The 18255-nt window shown below is 66.3% G+C and carries 14 protein-coding genes; 5 read left to right on the forward strand and 9 right to left on the reverse strand.

Annotation, left to right across the window (positions count from 1 at the left end; translation table 11 throughout):
* The first annotated feature begins 474 nt into the window (after positions 1-474).
* Both ACODSD_RS03460 and ACODSD_RS03465 read left to right on the forward strand, forming a co-directional pair.
* Positions 475-2139 (forward strand): YadA family autotransporter adhesin, encoded by a 1665-nt coding sequence (locus tag ACODSD_RS03460; RefSeq protein ID WP_488876791.1) that lies wholly within the window; start codon positions 475-477, stop codon positions 2137-2139.
* A gap of 43 nt (positions 2140-2182) precedes the next feature.
* A complete protein-coding gene (locus tag ACODSD_RS03465; protein WP_253314792.1) occupies positions 2183-2611 on the forward strand; it encodes an outer membrane protein assembly factor BamE in 429 nt (142 codons plus the stop codon).
* A 140-nt stretch (positions 2612-2751) separates the two neighbouring features.
* Here ACODSD_RS03465 and katG read toward each other — a convergent pair whose 3' ends face one another.
* The 5 genes from katG to ACODSD_RS03490 form a co-directional block, all read right to left on the reverse strand.
* Entirely contained in the window at positions 2752-4962 is a 2211-nt protein-coding gene (katG, locus tag ACODSD_RS03470) for a catalase/peroxidase HPI (RefSeq protein ID WP_488876792.1), read from the reverse strand.
* A gap of 407 nt (positions 4963-5369) precedes the next feature.
* On the reverse strand, positions 5370-5918 hold the full coding sequence (locus ACODSD_RS03475) for a methylated-DNA--[protein]-cysteine S-methyltransferase (RefSeq protein ID WP_227105991.1): 549 nt from the start codon (positions 5916-5918) through the stop codon (positions 5370-5372).
* A gap of 12 nt (positions 5919-5930) precedes the next feature.
* Entirely contained in the window at positions 5931-6164 is a 234-nt protein-coding gene (locus ACODSD_RS03480; protein ID WP_107801404.1) for a helix-turn-helix domain-containing protein, read from the reverse strand.
* Positions 6165-6173: 9 nt separating this feature from the next.
* Positions 6174-6734 carry a DUF2975 domain-containing protein gene (locus ACODSD_RS03485; protein ID WP_048415378.1) on the reverse strand — a complete coding sequence of 187 codons (561 nt, stop codon included), beginning with the start codon at positions 6732-6734 and terminating at the stop codon, positions 6174-6176.
* A 610-nt stretch (positions 6735-7344) separates the two neighbouring features.
* Positions 7345-7770 carry an Lrp/AsnC family transcriptional regulator gene (locus ACODSD_RS03490; RefSeq protein WP_048415377.1) on the reverse strand — a complete coding sequence of 142 codons (426 nt, stop codon included), beginning with the start codon at positions 7768-7770 and terminating at the stop codon, positions 7345-7347.
* 149 nt (positions 7771-7919) lie between these two features.
* Here ACODSD_RS03490 and ACODSD_RS03495 point away from each other — a divergent pair, with 149 nt between their 5' ends.
* Positions 7920-9521 carry a phytoene desaturase family protein gene (locus ACODSD_RS03495; RefSeq protein WP_488876793.1) on the forward strand — a complete coding sequence of 534 codons (1602 nt, stop codon included), beginning with the start codon at positions 7920-7922 and terminating at the stop codon, positions 9519-9521.
* Between the two features lie 60 nt (positions 9522-9581).
* On the opposite strand, the gene ACODSD_RS03500 is transcribed toward ACODSD_RS03495, so the two are convergent.
* Positions 9582-11621, reverse strand: coding sequence for a TonB-dependent receptor (locus ACODSD_RS03500; RefSeq protein WP_486636225.1), 2040 nt, complete (start codon positions 11619-11621; stop codon positions 9582-9584).
* A 240-nt stretch (positions 11622-11861) separates the two neighbouring features.
* Between ACODSD_RS03500 and fes the strand changes: the two genes are divergently transcribed.
* On the forward strand, positions 11862-13199 hold the full coding sequence (gene fes, locus ACODSD_RS03505) for an enterochelin esterase (RefSeq protein WP_488876794.1): 1338 nt from the start codon (positions 11862-11864) through the stop codon (positions 13197-13199).
* A 29-nt stretch (positions 13200-13228) separates the two neighbouring features.
* Here the strand turns inward: fes and ACODSD_RS03510 are convergent, their stop codons facing one another.
* The 3 genes from ACODSD_RS03510 to fepD are packed head-to-tail and all read right to left on the reverse strand — an operon-like array spanning position 13229 to position 16133.
* Positions 13229-14059 carry an ABC transporter ATP-binding protein gene (locus ACODSD_RS03510; RefSeq protein ID WP_227106000.1) on the reverse strand — a complete coding sequence of 277 codons (831 nt, stop codon included), beginning with the start codon at positions 14057-14059 and terminating at the stop codon, positions 13229-13231.
* Complete coding sequence (fepG, locus tag ACODSD_RS03515) at positions 14056-15099, reverse strand: iron-enterobactin ABC transporter permease (protein WP_227106002.1); 1044 nt, start codon at positions 15097-15099, stop codon at positions 14056-14058. Before fepG ends, ACODSD_RS03510 begins: the two co-directional genes overlap by 4 nt.
* The gene (fepD, locus tag ACODSD_RS03520) at positions 15096-16133 is read right to left on the reverse strand and encodes a Fe(3+)-siderophore ABC transporter permease (RefSeq protein WP_488876795.1); all 1038 of its coding nucleotides are present in this window, start codon (positions 16131-16133) and stop codon (positions 15096-15098) included. The genes fepG and fepD overlap by 4 nt, the downstream gene beginning before the upstream one ends.
* Positions 16134-16297: 164 nt before the next feature.
* Between fepD and entS the strand changes: the two genes are divergently transcribed.
* On the forward strand, positions 16298-17578 hold the full coding sequence (gene entS, locus ACODSD_RS03525; protein ID WP_253314799.1) for an enterobactin transporter EntS: 1281 nt from the start codon (positions 16298-16300) through the stop codon (positions 17576-17578).
* Positions 17579-18255 lie beyond the last annotated feature (677 nt).

Raw genomic sequence — 18255 nt, forward strand, 5'->3', positions numbered from 1 at the left:
CGGATGGTTTTGGCGCCGGCTCCGGAAGCGCGGCGTGTAAGCCACTGATATTCTATTTGAATTTTATCTATCAATCATGCGTATTGATAGATAAAACGAATTAATCGATTCAATTATTTCAATTTTCACAGATATTAACAGAATGTTAGGATTCATAAAAATCAAAGGCATAGCGTAGACCAGCCGCGCCGAATAAGGGTTTGCAAGAGCTTGCCCTGTTCGAGCGCGGCGTGTCGCGAGCGGAGTGCCTGAATGCAGTGACAAGCCAGCGCCGCCGGCGGAGCCGCGTCGCGCCCCTGGACCGAACCGCGGCCGGCCATGGGTTTTCGGCGGGAATGCGCGTCTTCGCGTTTATCCCGCCCTAAGCCTGGAGCCGGCGGCGGGCTTGCCTGCAAAGACTTGCCTTACGTGAATTCCATCAATCTGAAGAATGTGGTCTGTGAAATGAGTAATAAAGCATCTGAAGCAAAGCGTTTGTCCTCGCCCTCTCTGGCCTTGAGCGCATTGAGCCTGGCCGTGGCCTGTTCCTGGTCCGCCTTGGCGAGCGCCGACACGATCTCCAGCGTCGGCAGCAATAATGTCTACGGCGCGGGTTCGGTGGACCCGGCGGTGGCGAGCAACAGCAATAACTCCATCTATGGCGTGGGCGCCGGCAGCAATATGAACGGCACCAACAACTCGGCCTTTGGCGCCGCCGCCGGCGTGAATGTGACGGGGAGTTACAACACCTCGATCGGTCAGAACGCGGGCACCAATGTGCAGGGCAACAATAACGCTTTCATGGGCAACGACTCCGGCTACAACGTGACCGGCGACGCCAACGTGGGCACCGGCATCAACACCATCCGCAACGTCACCGGCACCGGCAACACCGGCAGCGGGGCCAATGCGGCCCAAGACATCCAGGGCGATTTCAACGCCGGCCTGGGCAACAACTCCAACCGCAACGTCACCGGCAGCTACAACACCAGCAGCGGCACCTTCTCCGGCTGGAACATCAAGGGCAGCAACAATACCGCCAACGGCGCGAATGCCGGCAGCAATGTCACGGGGGACAACAATACCGCGGTGGGCAGCTATGCCGGGCGCGGCGTGACCGGCAGCGGCAACTTCGCCGCCGGCAACCAGGCCGGCCAGAATGTGTCCGGCAGCAATAATGTGGCCATCGGCAATCATGCCGGTTCCAACACCAATGCCAGCAATGCGGTGGCGGTGGGCGACAATGCCGCCGCCAACGCCAACAATGCGCTGGCGCTGGGCAGCAACGCCCAGGCCAGCAACGTCAACGACGTCGCCTTGGGCGCCAACAGCCGGACCGCGGCGGCCAATCCCACCGCCAGCGGCGTGGTGGACGGCGTAACCTACAGCTACGCCGGCGCGGCCCCTTCCAGCGTGGTGAGCGTGGGCAGCGCGGGCAATGAGCGTCAAATCAGCAATGTCGCCGCCGGCCGGGTGAGCGGGACCAGCACCGACGCGGTGAACGGCAGCCAGCTGAACGCGACCAACCTGGCGGTGCAGCGGGTGAGCGCCAAGGTGGACAACGCCGGCGCCGGAACCGCGGCGGCCTTGGGCGGCGGCGCGTCCTACAACGCTCAGACCGGCGCGGTGAACGGTCCGAACTACACCGTTTACGGCAATACCGTGAACAATGTCGGCGATGCGATCGACCGGCTGCAGAAAAGCGGGCCGGTGCAGTATTCCGATCCCAGCGGCCGGACGACGACGACAAGCGCCGGCAACGACGTCACCCTGGTGGGCGGGGACGGCGGCAGGCCGGTGACCATCCACAATGTGGCGGCGGGCGCGCAGGGCACGGACGCGGTGAACGTGGACCAGCTGAATGCGGCCAACTTCAACAATCAGCAGCAATTCAAGCAGCTCAGGTCCGATCTGTCCGATACGCGCCGCGACGCGCTGGGCGCGGCGGCCGGCGCGATGGCGATGGCCGGCCTGCCGCAGGCATTCCTGCCCGGCAAGAGCATGTTGGCCGTGGCCACGGCCACCACCGGCGGCGAGTCCGCCATCGCGGTGGGCTTGTCCTCGCTGTCCGACAACGGCCGCTGGGTGGTGAAGTTCTCCGGCTCCACCAATACCCGCGGTCAGGGCGGCGCCAGCCTGGGCGCGGGCTTTCAGTGGTAAGCGGCAGGCAAGATCAATCAGTTGATAGTGAATGAGAGAGATGATGAAACAAGCGATATTCGGCGGCGCTTTCCGCTGCCTGCTGCTGGCGGCCGCCGGCGCGGCCTTGATGGGTTGCGGCAGCAGCCGCCTGAGCAAGATCACCGACGACGGCCGTCTGGCCGAACAGGCCAGTCCGGTCTGGCCCGGCATTGAGGACAACCGCTGGCAGCCGGAAGGCAGCGTGCCCAATCCGGACAATCTGGCCAAGGTGCAGCCGGGCCTGAGCAAGGAACAGGTTTACGGCCTGATCGGCCGCCCGCATTTCGCCGAAGGGATGATCGATGTGCGGGAGTGGGATTATGTGCTGAATCTGAGCCCCAAGGACGGCGGGCAAGCCCGGGCTTGTCAGTACAAGCTGCTGTTCGACAAGCGGATGAAGCTGGCTTCGGTGATCTGGCGGCAGGAAGCCTGCGCCAAGATCGCATCCTAAAGTCTGATCCGACGCCGGAACCACGAAACGAAGCGCCTTGACCGGCGTTTCGTTTTTTTTTGCGCACAGTCCTTGCTGAGCGCGGCGCAAAAAAACGCGCGGCCCAGAGGCCGCGCGTTGCTTGCAGGGACGAACCGCGCTTATTTCAGATCGAAGCGGTCCAGATTCATCACCTTGTTCCAGGCGGCGACGAAGTCGCGGACAAACTTCTGCTGCGCATCGTTTTGAGCGTAGACCTCGGCCAGCGCCCGCAGCTGCGAGTTAGAGCCGAACACCAGGTCCACCCGGCTGCCGGTCCACTTGAGCGCGCCGGTTTTGCGGTCGCGGCCTTCGTACAGCTCATTGGCGCTGGAAGCCGGCTGCCAGGCCACGTTCATATCGAGCAGGTTGACGAAGAAGTCGTTGCTCAATACGCCCGGACGAGCGGTGAACACGCCGTGCGGCGCCTGATCCGCATTGGCGCCCAGCACGCGCAGGCCGCCCACCAGCACGGTCATTTCCGGCGCGCTCAGCGTCAGCAGCTGGGCTTTGTCCACCAGCAGCGCCTCCGCGGGCAAGGAATAAGCCTGTTTCTGATAATTGCGGAAACCGTCCGCCTGCGGCTCCAGCACGCTGAAGGATTCCACGTCGGTCTGTTCCTGGCTGGCGTCGGTCCGGCCCGGCGCAAACGGCACGCTGACCTTGTGGCCGCCGGCCTGGGCGGCCGCTTCCACCGCCGCGCCGCCGGCCAGTACGATCAGGTCGGCCAGCGACACTTGCTTGCCGCCGCTCTGCGCGGCGTTGAAGTCCTGGCGGATGGCTTCCAGCGCTTTCAGCACGCGGGCCAATTGCGCCGGCTGGTTCACCGCCCAGTCTTTTTGCGGGGCCAGGCGGATGCGGGCGCCGTTGGCGCCGCCGCGCTTGTCCGATCCGCGGAAGCTGGAGGCGGAGGCCCAGGCGGTGGCCACCAGTTCGCTGACCGACAGGCCGGAGGCCAACACCTTGGCCTTGAGCGCGGCGATGTCCGCGTCGTTGATCAGCGGTTGACAGGCCGCCGGCAGCGGGTCTTGCCAGATCAGGTCTTCGGCCGGCACTTCCGGCCCCAGGTAGCGGGCCTTGGGGCCCATGTCGCGGTGGGTCAGCTTGAACCAGGCGCGGGCGAAGGCGTCGGCGAAGGCGGCCGGGTTTTGATGGAAGCGGCGGGCGATGGGCTCGTAGATCGGGTCGAAGCGCAGCGACAGATCGGCGGTGGTCATCATCGGCGGGTGTTTCTTCGCCGGGTTGTGAGCGTCCGGGATCAGGTGTTCCGGTTTGACGTTCTTGGCCACCCACTGATGGGCGCCGGCCGGGCTCTTGGTCAGCTCCCAGTCGTAGCCGAACAAGGTGTCGAAATAGCCGTTGTCCCACTGCGTCGGATTGGGTTTCCATGCGCCCTCGATGCCGCTGGTGGTGGTGTATTCGCCCTTGCCGTCGCCCAAGCGGTTGATCCAGCCCAGGCCTTGCGCTTCCAGCGGCGCGGCCTCCGGCTCCGGGCCCACCAAGGCCGGATCGCCGGCGCCGTGGGCTTTACCGAAGGTATGGCCGCCGGCCACCAGGGCCACGGTTTCTTCATCGTTCATCGCCATGCGGGCGAAGGTTTCGCGCACGTCGCGGCCGGAAGCCAGCGGATCCGGATTGCCGTCCGGGCCTTCCGGGTTCACGTAGATCAAGCCCATCTGCACCGCGGCCAGCGGGTTGTCCAGCTGGCGGTCGCCGGAGTAGCGGCTGTTGGCCTCGGCGCTGGTGGCCAGCCATTTGGTTTCCGCGCCCCAGTAAACGTCTTCTTCCGGCTGCCAGATGTCCTGACGGCCGCCGCCGAAACCAAAGGTTTTGAAGCCCATGGATTCCAGCGCCACGTTGCCGGCCAGGATCATCAGGTCGGCCCAGGAAATTTGCTTGCCGTATTTTTGCTTGATCGGCCACAGCAGACGGCGCGCCTTGTCCAGGTTGCCGTTGTCCGGCCAGCTGTTGAGCGGAGCGAAGCGCTGATTGCCGGTGCCGGCGCCGCCGCGGCCGTCGGCGGTGCGGTAGGTGCCGGCGTCGTGCCAGGCCATGCGGATGAACAGGCCGCCGTAATGGCCCCAGTCGGCCGGCCACCAGTCCTGAGAGGTGGTCATCAGCGCCTTGAGGTCGTTTTTCAGCGTGGGGTAGTCCAGCTGTTGGAAGGCGGTGGGGTAGTCGAAGTCCGGGTCCAGCGGATTGGAGGCCGGGGCGTGCTGGTGCAGGATGTTGAGGTTGAGCTGGTTGGGCCACCAGTCGCGGTTGGATTGGGCGTTGACCACGGCCGGATTGCCGGTGGCGTGATGGAACGGGCACTTGGACGCGCTGCTCATGACAGACTCCTTAGGTCAAGGTGTTCAATGACTTGCTGGGATCAGCTTAGTGAAGCTTGCCGCGGGAAGCCATTGAGCAATTTCAATCAGCTCTATGGCTTCCGTCAATCAATCATGCTTTGGCGATAGTTAGTTCATTGGGCGCGCCGCATAGTTCCTGGGCTTGGGAATTAAGGCGCGGCTTCAACGCCCTTGTCTACAATCCCGCGGAAGTACAGCGGACCCTGAGCAGGCTCTCCGAGCCTGTTTAAAGTCTCGCGAGCAAGGGCGAGACAAGGCGAAAACAGCTGAGGAAGCGGAATGTACGCGTGGTACATGAGCATTTCGAAGGTGTTTTCAACGTCGAATCGCTGAAGCGCAGCAGACTTTGAACAGGTTCTAAGGGTGTGAAAGGCGTGGGCGGATGGTTAGAGGACGCGCTCGCGCTCGTGCGCCAGGAGCCAGGCCTTGCGCTCCAGCCCCCCGCCGTAGCCGGTGAGCGCGCCGTCTTTGCCCAGCACGCGGTGGCAGGGGACGATGATGGAGAGGCGGTTGGCGCCGTTGGCGGCGGCCACGGCGCGGACGGATTGCGGGCGGCCCAGCCTTGCGGCCTGTTCCTGATAGCTGCGGGTGCGGCCGTAGGGCACGCTCAGCAGCAATCGCCAGACCGCCTGCTGGAAGGCGGTGCCGGGCAGGTGCAGCGCCACGTCGAAATCGCGGCGCGAGCCGGCGAAGTACTCGCCGATCTCGCGTTCGGCCTGGCGCAATAGCGGGCTGTCGCCGTCGGCGATCTCGGCGGACAGCAGGCGGCGCAGCGCCGCCAGCTCCGCGTCCACGATGGGCCGGTCGGTGAATTCCAGCAGGCACAGGCCATCCTGGCTGGCGCAGGCGATCATGGCGCCGAGCGGGGTGTCGAAGCGGCGCAAGAGCAGCGGCCCGGCCTGGCGGGCGGCATGGACGTGAATCGCTTGGGGCATGGTTAAGCCGGCTTACTCGCCGTTGCCGGCCGCGTCCGGCTCGGCCGGCACCAGCTGCAGCAAGTCGCCCGGCTGGCAGTCCAGATACAGACAGATCGCCTCCAGGGTGGAGAGCCGGAAGCCCTTGACCTTGCCTTGCTTCAGCAGCGACAGGTTTTGCTCGGTGATGCCGATGGCCTGGGCCAGGTCCTTGGATTTGACCTTGCGCTGGACGAGCAGCATGTCCAGATGGATTTTGATGGGCATGTGTCGCTTTCAGATGAATTGCTTATTTTCGCACGCCAGCGCAATGCCTTCTCGCTGAATGCGCGCAATGATCATGACCACGGCGGCAATGAACAGGCTTTCCAGGTTTTCGGTGTGGAAGCTGACGGCGATCAGCCGCTGTCCCTCCGGCCGCATCATGGTCAGCCAGGCGCTGATCATCGGTTGGGAGACGAGGTCCGCCAGCACCCAGAGCGCCACGCTGGAGCCCACCTTGGATAATAAGGACGCGGAGCGTTCCGTAAAGTATTCCCTGCGCGCATAGAGCTTGAACAAGCGGTGCAAGGCATACAGGCCTTGGGCCAGGATCAGCAGCGGGATGCAAGACAGGACCGCGCCGCCGGCGCGTTGCCACAGCGGCAAGCTAGGGAGATCGAACTCGCTTGAGCCGTAAAACCCTCTGACGGTGTCAACCGTGACGGTCAAGCCGGCGTCGATGATGGACTTGGGAAAGAGCCAGAACAGGATGTCCAGCAGCAGCATGGCGCCAATGCCCAAGACGGTGATGTAGGCCATGGCGGCGCAATAGCGGCTCAATCGCGTGGAGTTCATGAGGGTTCCTTGTGACGGGTTGGAAAGACAATGAGGGCGGAATTGCGAAAGTATCGCGAAACAATTATTTTTTATTGTAAAACGATCATTTTTTGCTGTGCAAGTTTGATTTGCATGCTGTTGCGGCAAGCACACGGCTCGGGCCCGCCGCCGTGCGGCGCGCGGTGAGCCCTCAAGCCTGGCTGGGCGCGGCTTTTGGATTGTTTGGAGGCGTGTTGCGTAGCAGATACATATGGAACGACAAATTATTATCGTTTAACAATAATTAGTTTATGTAATACAGTCATCGTCTTTTGCGCGGAGGCGGACCGCCCTCGCGCGCTGTCTCAAACCCTGCCCAGCGTGTTTAGGCGCCGGAGCAAAGAAAGAGCCTGGACGATGAGCGATGCAAATCAAGCGAGCGGCGCGCCGGAGCCCCCGCCTGGGCGGGCGGCCGCATGGCCGGCGCCGGCCCGTGTTTAAGACCTTGGGCCGCGGCCGGCGCGCGCGCCTGCTGTGCGTCTTGCTGGTGTGGGGGCTGGCGGCCTGCAGAGGAGAGGGCGCCGGCTTGAGAGCGGCGATGTCGCGGCCGTTTCAGGCCTTGACCGCGCTGGCGCGCGGGCCGGCGGGTTCAGCGGTCTATCCGCGTGGTCATCAGGATGGCGGTGCTGGTGCGCTCCACGCCGTCCAGCGCGCCGATGCGGTCGATCAGCCCGTCCAGCTCGGCCACGCCGGCGGCCTCCACGCCGGCGATGAAGTCGTGGACGCCGCTGACCGAGTGCAGGGTGCGGACCTGGGGCAGCCGGCGCAAGGCGCTTTCAATCGACGGGCTCAGCCGCGGCTCGGCGGCGATCATCACCAGCGCGCGCACTTGGGCGGCGTCGTGAGCGGCGCTGGTGCGCACGCTGTAGCCCAGGATCACGCCGCCGCGCTCCAGTCTTTCGATGCGGCTTTGCACCGTGGTGCGGGACAGGCCCAGCCGGCGCGCCAGCTCCGCGGTGGGCGCGCGGGCGTTTTCGCGCAGCAGCGCGAGCAATTGCTGATCGGTGGCGTCCATGGCGGCTCCGTGCGGGGTGGGCGATTTGGCGCTATGCCGGACTTTTCGTCAATCCGATCAATAATATCCGACAGTTCGTCGCTATGCGCGCTGCAATTTGCCGAACTTGATTCGAGAATGAGGCTTCCCCTGAGACGAGGAGCGAAGCGATGCGGGATGCGATCATTGTGGGCGGCGGCCACAACGGCCTGGTGTGCGCCCATTACCTGGCGCGGGCCGGGCTGAAGGTGACAGTGCTGGAACGGCGCGGCGTGGTGGGCGGCGCGGCGGTGACCGAGGAATTCCATCCCGGCTTCCGCAACTCGGTGGCCGCCTACACGGTGTCGCTGCTCAATCCCAAGGTGAGCCGCGACATGGAGCTGGCGCGTCACGGCCTGAAGGTGGTGGAGCGGCCCTTGTCCAACTTCCTGCCGCTGGACGACGGGGGCTATCTGAAAGTGGGGCCGGGCCGCACCGCGGCCGAAGTGGCGCGTTTCTCGCGCCGCGACGCCGAGCGGTTGGACGATTACGCGCGGCATCTGGACGCCGCCGCCGAGCTGCTGCGCGAGCTGGTGCTGCAAACGCCGCCCAATGCGGTGGCGGGCGGCTGGCTGAACGCCTTGCCGGAGCTGCTCAAGGCCGGCCGGCTGGGGCGGCGGCTGGGCAAGCTGGAACTGGCGCAGCAACGCGAATTGCTGGACCTGTTCACCAAGTCCGCCGGCGATTATCTGGACGGCTGGTTCGACAGCGATCCGATCAAGGCGGTTTACGGCTTCGACAGCGTGGTGGGCAACTACGCCAGCCCGTACGCGCCGGGTTCGGCCTATGTCCTGCTGCACCATGTGTTCGGCGAGGTCAACGGTCGCAAAGGCGCGTGGGGCCACGCGCTGGGCGGCATGGGCGCCATCACCCAGGCCATGGCCCGCTCGGCGCGCGAGCGCGGCGCGGAGATCCGCACCGACAGCGCGGTGCGCGAAGTGCTGCTGGACAAGGGCCGGGCGGTGGGCGTGGTGACGGACCGCGGCGAGCGGCTGGACGCGCGCGTGGTGGTGTCCAATCTCAATCCGCGGCTGCTCTACACCCAGCTGCTGGACCCGGCGGCGCTGCCGGCGGATTTCCTGCGCCGGATGCAGAGCTGGCGCTGCGGCTCCGGCACCTTCCGCATGAACGTAGCCCTATCCGAGCTGCCGGATTTCAGCTGTCTGCCGGGCAAGGCGCAGGCGGAGCACCATGGCAGCGGCATCATCATCGCGCCCAGCCTGGCCTATATGGAGCGCGCTTATCACGACGCGCGCGAACGCGGCTGGTCCGGCCGGCCCATCGTGGAAGTGCTGATCCCGTCCACGCTGGACCCGTCCTTGGCGCCGCCGGGCCAACACGTGGCCAGCCTGTTTTGCCAGCACGTGGCGCCGCAATTGCCGGACGGCGCCATCTGGGACGATCACCGCGAAGAAGTGGCGGACCTGATGATAGACACCGTCGCCCGCTACGCGCCCAATTTCAAGGGCGCTGTGCTGGGGCGGCAGATCATGAGCCCGCTGGATCTGGAGCGCACCTTCGGCCTGGTGGGCGGCGACATTTTCCACGGCGCGCTGGGCCTGGATCAGCTGTTCTCGGCGCGGCCCATGCTGGGTCACGCCGATTACCGCGGCCCCATTCCCGGCCTGTACACCTGCGGCGCCGGCGCTCACCCCGGCGGCGGCGTCACCGGCGCGCCCGGCCACAACGCGGCGCGCGAGGTGCTGCGCGATCTGGGGCGCCGCATGGCCTGAGCGCCAGGCAAAAAAAGCCCGCGGCGCGAGCCGACGGGCCAAAGGGCTATCAAGAGGGAATCAGTAGAAGCGGTAATCCAGGGTCAGGCCGACGGTGCGCGGCGCGCCGACCACGCCCAGATTGTTGCCGCGCGCCGGCAGCTGCGCGTACAGCACGCCCTGGTTGCCCAGATTGTTGATGTAGCCGCGCACCGTCCAGGCGGCGCTTTCGTAGCCGGCGTTGAGGTTGGCCACGGTGTAGTCGCCGGCGGTGCGGCTGCGTTCATTGTTGATGTCGGAGTAGTAAGACCCCACGCGGTTCAGGCTGCCGCCGACGAACAGGCCGTGATCCAGCCGCTGTTTGAAGCCCAGGTTCACCGTCAGGTGGGGCGCGTAGTTGAATTGATTGCCCTGGATGCCGGGGTTGGCGGCGTCGCTCTGAGTCACCTTGGTGTTCAGCAGACCCAGGCCGGCGCTCAGCGTCAGCCGCGGCGTGGCCCGCGCCTTGGTTTCCAGCTCCAGGCCGTAGCTTTCGCCCTTGGGAATATTGGTGAAGCGCGAGCCCAGGATGGCCTGGTAGCCGGTGTACTGGTTGAAGAAGGCGTTGACGTTGAGGCTGAGACGCTGCTCCAGGAAGCTGGAGCGGCTGCTGGCCTCGTAAGCGGTGACTTCTTCCTTGTTGTAGGTGTAGTACTCGTTGTTGTTGTCCAGGCCGGAGCCGCCGGCGTTGTAGCCTTTGCGCACCGAGAAGCCCAGCGTGGTGTCCGGGCTGTATTTGTAGCTGAGGCCGGCCTTGGGCAGGAACAGCGTTTCGCCGATATCGAAGTCGGCGCGGGCCTGCTTGGGCATGCCCGGCTGCAGCGTGGTGTTGCGGCGCTGCGTCTCCCGCTCCACGCGGCTGCCCAGATTGAGGCTCCAGCGTTCGTTCAGCGCCAGCGTGGCCTCGCCGTAGACGGCCAGGGTTTTCAGCTTGTCCTTGGCCGCCACGCGCGGCGCCGCGTTCATGTCCTGATCCCTATCGTAGTAATACGCGCCCACCACGCCGCTGAGCGCGCCGTTTTGCGGCGCATAGCTCAGCCGCGCCTCAGCGGTATTGCTCTTCTCATCCAGCCGCATGCGGAAATCGCTGCTGTCCACGAAGGCGCTGACGTTGTCGGCGTGGCCCAGCAGCAACTGGGCGCTCCAGGCGTCGTTGAACTGGTATTGCAGATCGGTGCTGACGGTGTTGTTGAAGGAATCCTGATAACGCGCCTCGGTGGACAGGCGGTGGTATTGGTAATCGAAGTAATTGCCGTCCACATAGTTCAGGTATTCGCCCTTGTTCTTGCGGTGCGACACCGTCAGCTTGGCGCTGAAGCCGGGCAGGGCGCCGGGCTTCCACAGCAGTTTGCCGCGCGCGCTGCTGTGCTTGAGGTCGGACGGATCCCACGGCGTGTTGCCGCCCGGATAATTGACGTAGCTGTGGCCGTTCAGGCCTTCGGCGGCGATGCGGAAGGCCAGCTCCTCGGTGATCGGCCCGGACACCATGCCGGCCAGCGTGGCCTTGCCGTTCTTGTTTTCGTAGCCGGCGCGCAGCGCGCCCTCCCAATCGAAGCTGGGGTCCTTGGTGTTGATCACCACGGCGCCGGCCAGCGTGTTGCGGCCCTGAGTGGTGGACTGCGGGCCGCGCAGCACTTCTATCTGTTCCACGTCCCAGGGGCTGGCGTCCACGTAACGCTGGCCGTTCCAGCTTTCCGGCATGCCGTCCACCGTGGTGCTGACCCGCGGGCGGGAGCCGGAAACCAGGGTGTTGTAGCCGGTGCCGGGGCCGGTGCCTTCCACGCCGCGGATATTGACGATGCCGGCGCCGTTGCTGCTGGCGTTGGGCGTGGCGGCCACGCTGTCGTACACCGATTTGTCGCCGCCGTGATCCATGTCGCGGATCACCGTCACCGCGGTGCTGGTGTCCTTCAGCGAGCGTTTGAGCTTTTCACCGGTGACGGTGACCGTGGGCAGCGCGGTTTGCTGGTCCTGAGCGTCGGGCGCCGCCAGCGCCGCGTGCGAGAGCGTCAGGCCGCCGATGCCGGCCAGCGCCAGCCGGGCGGACAGGGCAAGGGGAAGGCGTTTCAGATTGTGTTCCATCGTGCTGCGATTCCTGTTTTTTTTGTGCGTGACTCGAGATCGGCGCGCTTCTGAAGTTCGGCGGCGTCGTCTGGCTGGCGAGGAGTCGTTGGCTACTGCGGCGAGGGGAACGAGGAGCGCGGACGGCCCTTGCGGGTCGTTGCGATCACCAGGGGCAAATGATAGTATTTCTCATTCGCATTATGCAAATAAGGTGCGAATATTCTTGCTCAAGCACCGCGGAAAACGCCAGGAAACAAGATGCAGACAATGGAAGAAACGGCGTGGAATCAACACGCTGCGCGCAGTGCGGCTTGCTTGCAACACCCCGAGGCGGGCCAGCCGGCCTGGTGGGAGCGTCTGGCCACCGTGGGCGCGCCGCTCACCGAACGCCTGCCGGACGGCAGCGTATGCGTGACCTTCCTCTGGCGGGACCCTAACGGACCCGCCGCCCGTTCTCCGCTGGCCCGCGTCTACGTGGACGTCAATTCCGTCACCGATCACCATCGCGCCCAGCCGCAGTCGCTGGCGCGGCTGGGCGACACCGACGTCTGGTGGTGGCAGACCGAGCTGCCGGCCAACTGGCGCGGCAGCTACGCCTATATTCCGGTCACCGCCGAGCAGGCCCCGCCGGCGCCGGACGCCGACGCGCGCGCCAGCCGGCTGCGCCACCGCCAATGGTGGCTGGACATCATGAGCCGGGCGGCGGCGGACCCGCTCAACCCCCGCGCCGGCTATGTCAGCAGCTGGGGCGCGCCCTTGTCCGCGCTGCACCTGGACGCGGCGCCGGACCAGCATGCCTGGCAAGCCTGGGATCTGCGCCGCCAGGGCGCGGACCCGGCGCGGCTGAGCGTGATCCAGTGGGACAGCGCGCGGCTGGGCAAGACGCGCAGGGTCTGGCTGTACCAAACCGGCGCGCTGCCGGCCAAGGAGCGCGGCGAGCGGCCGCTGGCCATTTTGCTGGACGGCCAGCACTGGGCCGAGCGCATGCCGGTGTTCGCCGCGCTGGACGCGGACACCCGGCGCGGCCGGCTGCCGCCGGCGGTTTATCTCTTGGTGGACGTTATCGACAACCGGCATCGGGAGCAGGACCTGCCCTGCAACGCCGATTTCTGGCTGGCGCTGCAACAGGAACTGCTGCCGCAGGCGGAGTGCGTCGCGCCGTTCAGTGCGCGGCCGGAACGCACGGCGGTGGCGGGGCAGAGCTACGGCGGCCTGGCGGCGATGTTCGCCGGCCTGCGCTGGCCGGAGCGCTTCGGCTGCGTGCTCAGCCAGTCCGGCTCCTTCTGGTGGCCTTACGTGGAACTGCACGAACGCGCCCGCGCCGCCAGCGAACGACGGCTGCCCGGCAGCCGCGGCCGGCTGACGGAACAACTGGAGGCCGGCGAACTGCCGCCGGGACGGCTGCGGGTATATCAGGAAGTGGGCAGCCGCGAAGAAGTGATGCTGGACGTCAACGCCAGCCAGCGCGCGGCGCTGGAGCGCGCCGGCCATTGCGTGCGCTACCAGGCGTTCGAAGGCGGCCACGACTGGCTGTGCTGGCGCGGCGGCCTGTTGGACGGACTGGCCTGGCTGTGGCGGGAGCCGGCGGAAGGTTGAGCCGGCGGGAGGGGGCTGAACTCCGGTTCTCAAGCCCCGCGCGGAATCACCATCGGCGTATGGCTGACCGGATCGTCGATGATCAGGCAGCGCAGGCCGAACACCTGTTCGATCAAATCCGCGGTGACGATGTCGCGCGGCGCGCCCTCGGCCACGATGCGGCCGTCGCGCATCGCGATCAGATGGCTGGCGTAGCGACAGGCGTGGTTGATGTCGTGCAGCACCGCCACCAGCGTGCGGCCGCCGTCGCGGTTCAAGCGGCGGAACAACTCCAACAGCTCGATCTGATGCGCGATGTCCAGATAGGTGGTCGGCTCGTCCAGCAGCAGCAGCGGCGTTTGCTGCGCCAGCGCCATCGCCACCCACACCCGCTGGCGCTGGCCGCCGGACAATTCGTCCACCAGCCGGTCCGCCAGCGCGTCGGTGCCGGTGGCCGCCAGCGCCAGGCTCACCGCCTCCTCGTCCTCCCGGCTCCATTGCCGCAACAGGCTCTGATGCGGGTAGCGCCCGCGCGCCACCAGGTCCGCCACGGCGATGCCGTCCGGCGCCACCGCGCTTTGCGGCAGCAAGCCCAGCTGCCGCGCCACCGTCTTGGCCGGGAAACTGTGGATGTCGCGGCCGTCCAGGCACACCTGGCCGGACAGCGGCTTCAACAGCCGGCTCAGGCTGCGCAGCAAGGTGGATTTGCCGCAGCCGTTGGGGCCGATGATCACGCTGAAGGAGCCGTCGGGGATCCGCACGTCCAACTGCTCGCAAATGGTGCGCTGGCGGTAGCCCAGCCGCAGGCGCTCGCCGCGCAGCCGCGGCAGGTCCGCGCCGGCCGCCGGCGCGGCGTCCAGTTTCAAATTCAGGGAAGTCACGGTTTTCGGGCTCCGGTTTGACGCAGCAACAGCCACAGCAGATACAGGCCGCCAATGCAGATGGTGACGACGCCCACCGGCAGCTGACGGGGATAGAAGAACTGCTGGGCGCCGTAATCCGCGGCCAGCAGCAAGAGCGCGCCGGTCCAGGCCGCGGTCAGCGGGCTGGTGGCCTGGGTGCGGCGCAGGCGCAGCGCGATTTGCGGCGCGGCCAGCGCGATGAAGGAAATCGGCCCGGCCGCGGCGGTGGCGGAAGCGATCAGCGCCACCCCCAGGCCCATCAGCCACAGCCGGGTGCGCTCCGCCGGCACGCCCAGCGCGCTGGCGCAGTCGTCGCCCATCTCCAGCAGGCGCATGCGCCGCTGCAGCGTCAGCGCCGCCGCCATCGCCAGCAGGCAGCACAGCGCGGAGGGCAGGCCCTTGTTCCAGGTCATGCCGTTGAGCGTGCCCGCCCCCCAGGTGGCCGCGCTCATCGCCGCCTCCAGGCTGGCGTTGATCAGCAGCCAGTGATTGAGCGCGCTCAGCATGGCGCTGACGGCGATGCCGACGATGATCAGGCGGAAGCCGTGCGCGCCTTGCCGCCAGGCCAGCAGATACACCAGGCCGGCGGACAGCAGGCCGCCGGCCAGCGCGCCGCCGGCGATCTGGAAATGGCCGCCGTTGAATAGGGTGATCACCACCAGCGCGCCGGTATAGGCGCCGGTGTTGAAGCCCACCACGTCCGGGCTGCCCAGCGGGTTGCGGATCAAGGACTGGAAAATCGCGCCGCTCATGCCCAGCGCCGCGCCCACCACCAAGGCCATCAACACCCGCGGCAGCCGCCATTGCTGCACCACCGCCACCTCCAGCCGGCCGCCCTGGCCCTGCAAGGCCTGCCACACTTGTTCCAGGCTCATGGGCAAGGCGCCGGCGCGCAAGCTCATCGCCGCCAGCGCCGCGCAGGCGGCGGCCAACAGCAAACAGGTCCACAGCCCGCCCAGCGCCAGCCGGCCGTTGCAGCGGCCGTCCGGGCTGCCCCAGCTCAACACCGCCGGCTTCACGAGCGGCCTCCGGGCGCGGCGTGGCGGCGCGCCAGCCAGATCAAGGCCGGCGCGCCGATGAAGGCGGTGACGATGGAGACCCGCAGCTCGCCCGGCGTCAGCAGGCGGCCGACGATGTCCGAGCTCAACAGCAGAATGGGGGCCAGCAGCAAGGTGAAGGGCAGGGTCCAGCGCAGATCGGCGCCGCCCAGCCAGCGGGCCAGATGGGGAATCATCAGGCCGATGAAGGCGATGGGGCCGGCCACGGCGGTGCTGGCGCCGCACAGCAGGGTGATGGCCAGCACCGCGCCGGCCTGGATCAGCAGCGGCCGGCCGCCCAGGCTCACCGCCAGATCGCTGCCCATGCCCAAAGTGTTCAAGGGCCGCGCCAGCAGCAGCGCCAGCAGGCCGGCGGCGGCGATGACCGGAGCCACCAGCGCCACCGGGGTCATGCTGCGCACGTCCAGCGTGCCGGCGTTCCAGTAGCGCAGCTGATTGAAGGCCAGCGGGTCCAGCAGGGTGATGGCGGTGGACAAGCCCATCAGCACCGCGCTGACGGCCACGCCGGCCAGCACGAAGCGCAGCGGGTCCATGCGGCGCCCGCGCGCGCCCACCGCGTACACCAGCAAGGTGGCGCCCAGCGCTCCGGCGGCGGCGCAGCCCAGATAGCCCAGCTGGCTGTCCACGCCCCAGGCTGCCACGCCCAGCACCATGGCGAAGCTGGCGCCGGCGTTGACGCCCAGCACGCCGGGGTCCGCCAGCGGATTGCGCGACAGCGCCTGGATCAGCGCGCCGGACAGGCCCAGCGCCGCGCCGGCCAGCAGGCCCAGCAGGGTGCGGGGCAAGCGGCCTTGCAGCACGATCACGCTGTCCGGATCGCCGCCGCCGTGCAGTAGGCTGCGCCATACGACGGAGGCCGGAATCGATTTGGCGCCCAGCATCAGGCTTAACAGGGCAATGGCCGCCAGCGCGGCCAGGCAGCACAGCAACAGGGTCAGGCGGCGGCTTGGCGGCGCCGTGGGCGCGAGCAGGGCCGAGGCGGGACGGATTGACATGATCAAATGCAAATGATTCCTAATACAGACTGCTGATGTTACCATGCGGCATCCATAACGGAACACCATCTTGCCGGGCGCGCGCGGGAAGCAAACCACGCCGTCCGCCGGGCGCGCCGGCGCATGCCAAGCGGCCTCCACCCCTGTCGAGATAAAACTTTGTCATGAAAAAGTCGCCTATCTTCGTTGATTTCAGCCTGCTCAGGCTCAACCCGCATTTCCGCTCCATCTTCATCGCCCGCATGATCTCGGTGTTCGCCTTCGGCATCCTGATGGTGGCGGTGCCGGTGCAAATCCATCAGCTCACCGGCTCCACGCTGCAAGTGGGCGCGGCGATGGCGCTGGACGGCGTCGGCATGTTCGCCGGCCTGATGTGCGGCGGCGTGCTGGCGGACCGCATGGACCGCCGCCGGCTGATTCTGCTGGGCCGCTCGCTGTGCGGTCTGGGCTTTCTGGCGCTGGCGCTCAACGGCTTCATGACCAACCCCTCGGTGCTGGCGCTCTACGTGGTGTCGGCCTGGGACGGTTTTTTCAGCGGCATCGGCATCACCTCGCTGATGGCGTCCATCCCGGTGCTGGTCGGCCGTGAAAACCTGCCGGCCGCCGGCGCGCTGAGCATGCTGACCATGCGCATCGGCGGCGTGCTGTCGCCCTTGTTGGGCGGCTTGATCATCGCCGCCGTCGGGGTCAACTGGAACTATCTGCTGGCCGGCGTCGGCACGCTGGCCACCCTGATCCCGCTGACGCGTTTGCCGTCCTTGAAGCCGCAGGGCGGGGAGCCGGCGCACCCGCTGCGTTCCTTGCTGGAGGGTTTCCAGTTCCTGTGGCAGAACAAGGTGGTGGGCGCGGTGGTGGCGGTGGGCACGCTGCAAACCCTGCTCAGCGCGGTGCGGGTGTTGTATCCCTCGCTGGCGGAGGACGGTTACGGCGGCGGCGCTTTCGAGGTGGGCCTGATGTATTCGGCGGTGCCCTTGGGCGCGATGATAGGCGCGTTCACCAGCGGTTGGGTGGGCGGTTTGAGCCGCCCCGGCGCGGTGATGTTGAGCTGCGTGCTGGCTTCGTCGCTGAGCATCGCCTCCTTGGGTCTGGTTCATCATCTGGCTTACGGCCTGCTGGCCTTGGCCTTGCTGGGTTATTTCGGTTCCATCGCGTCCTTGTTGCAGTTCACCTTGGTGCAGGGCAATACGCCGGATCATTTGCTGGGCCGGGTGAACAGCCTGTGGAACGCGCAGGATGTGGTGGGCGACGGTCTGGGCGCTTTGGGGCTGGGCGCGTTGGCGCGGGCTTTGGCGCCGTTGACGGCGGTGGGCTGGTTCGGCGCGGCGGCCGCGGCGGCCAGCCTGGCGATGTGCGGGGCTTTTGGGTCTTTGCGGCGTTTGGCCGGCGGCGCGGCCGCCGAGGCGGAGGCGGCCGGGGAGCCGGCGCGGCAGGGTGCGGGGTCCTAGCGCCAAGGGTTTGTTAGAACGGATGTTGTCGCAGGGCGGAAACCTCGGTTGGGGTTTTCGCCTTTTTTCATCCTCTGATGATTTTGACTGCCGGGGCTGCCCGGCGAGCAGGGAGAGGATATTTTCTTGGCCAAATATTACAAATATTAAAGGCCACCTTGTCACCCGACAGCAGGCTTGAAGGAGCCTGGGGCGCGTCAGATACATGGTTTCTTTTGGGGAATAATGCTTATCCACAGGTAAGGGCAATGTAGCCTAGTTACCCACAGAGCGAGCTAGGCAGCAAATCAACACTCCCTGGTTTAGAGAATTGGCCCCCTCGTGTAGCGCCCAGGTGTCCCCTCGGGGCGCGCCGGAGAAAAAGAGGTCTGCAAGGTTTAGGCAGGCACGAAGCAGGATTGGCGTACCGGAACAAACTAACCGGCGAGTGCAGGCACTCTCCCACAACGCACCTACCAATCAGGTACTGCCTGGAGGGATGACGAATATACGCGCAGAGGCCTATATCCGAGTTTGTTAATGAGACCCCAATCCCGTGTGCCGTATGTGGGCGATAACGTGGGGATTGTTGTCGAGGGGGCGGTTGGGGGTCAAGGTGGGGTGGTTGCTGTGATTGAGCGTAGTTTACTTGTTGAGTGATCTAGTTTTGAATCCGCTTCGCGGATATTGATTTAGGT

This window comes from Chromobacterium sp. FG22 (genome assembly GCF_057809415.1).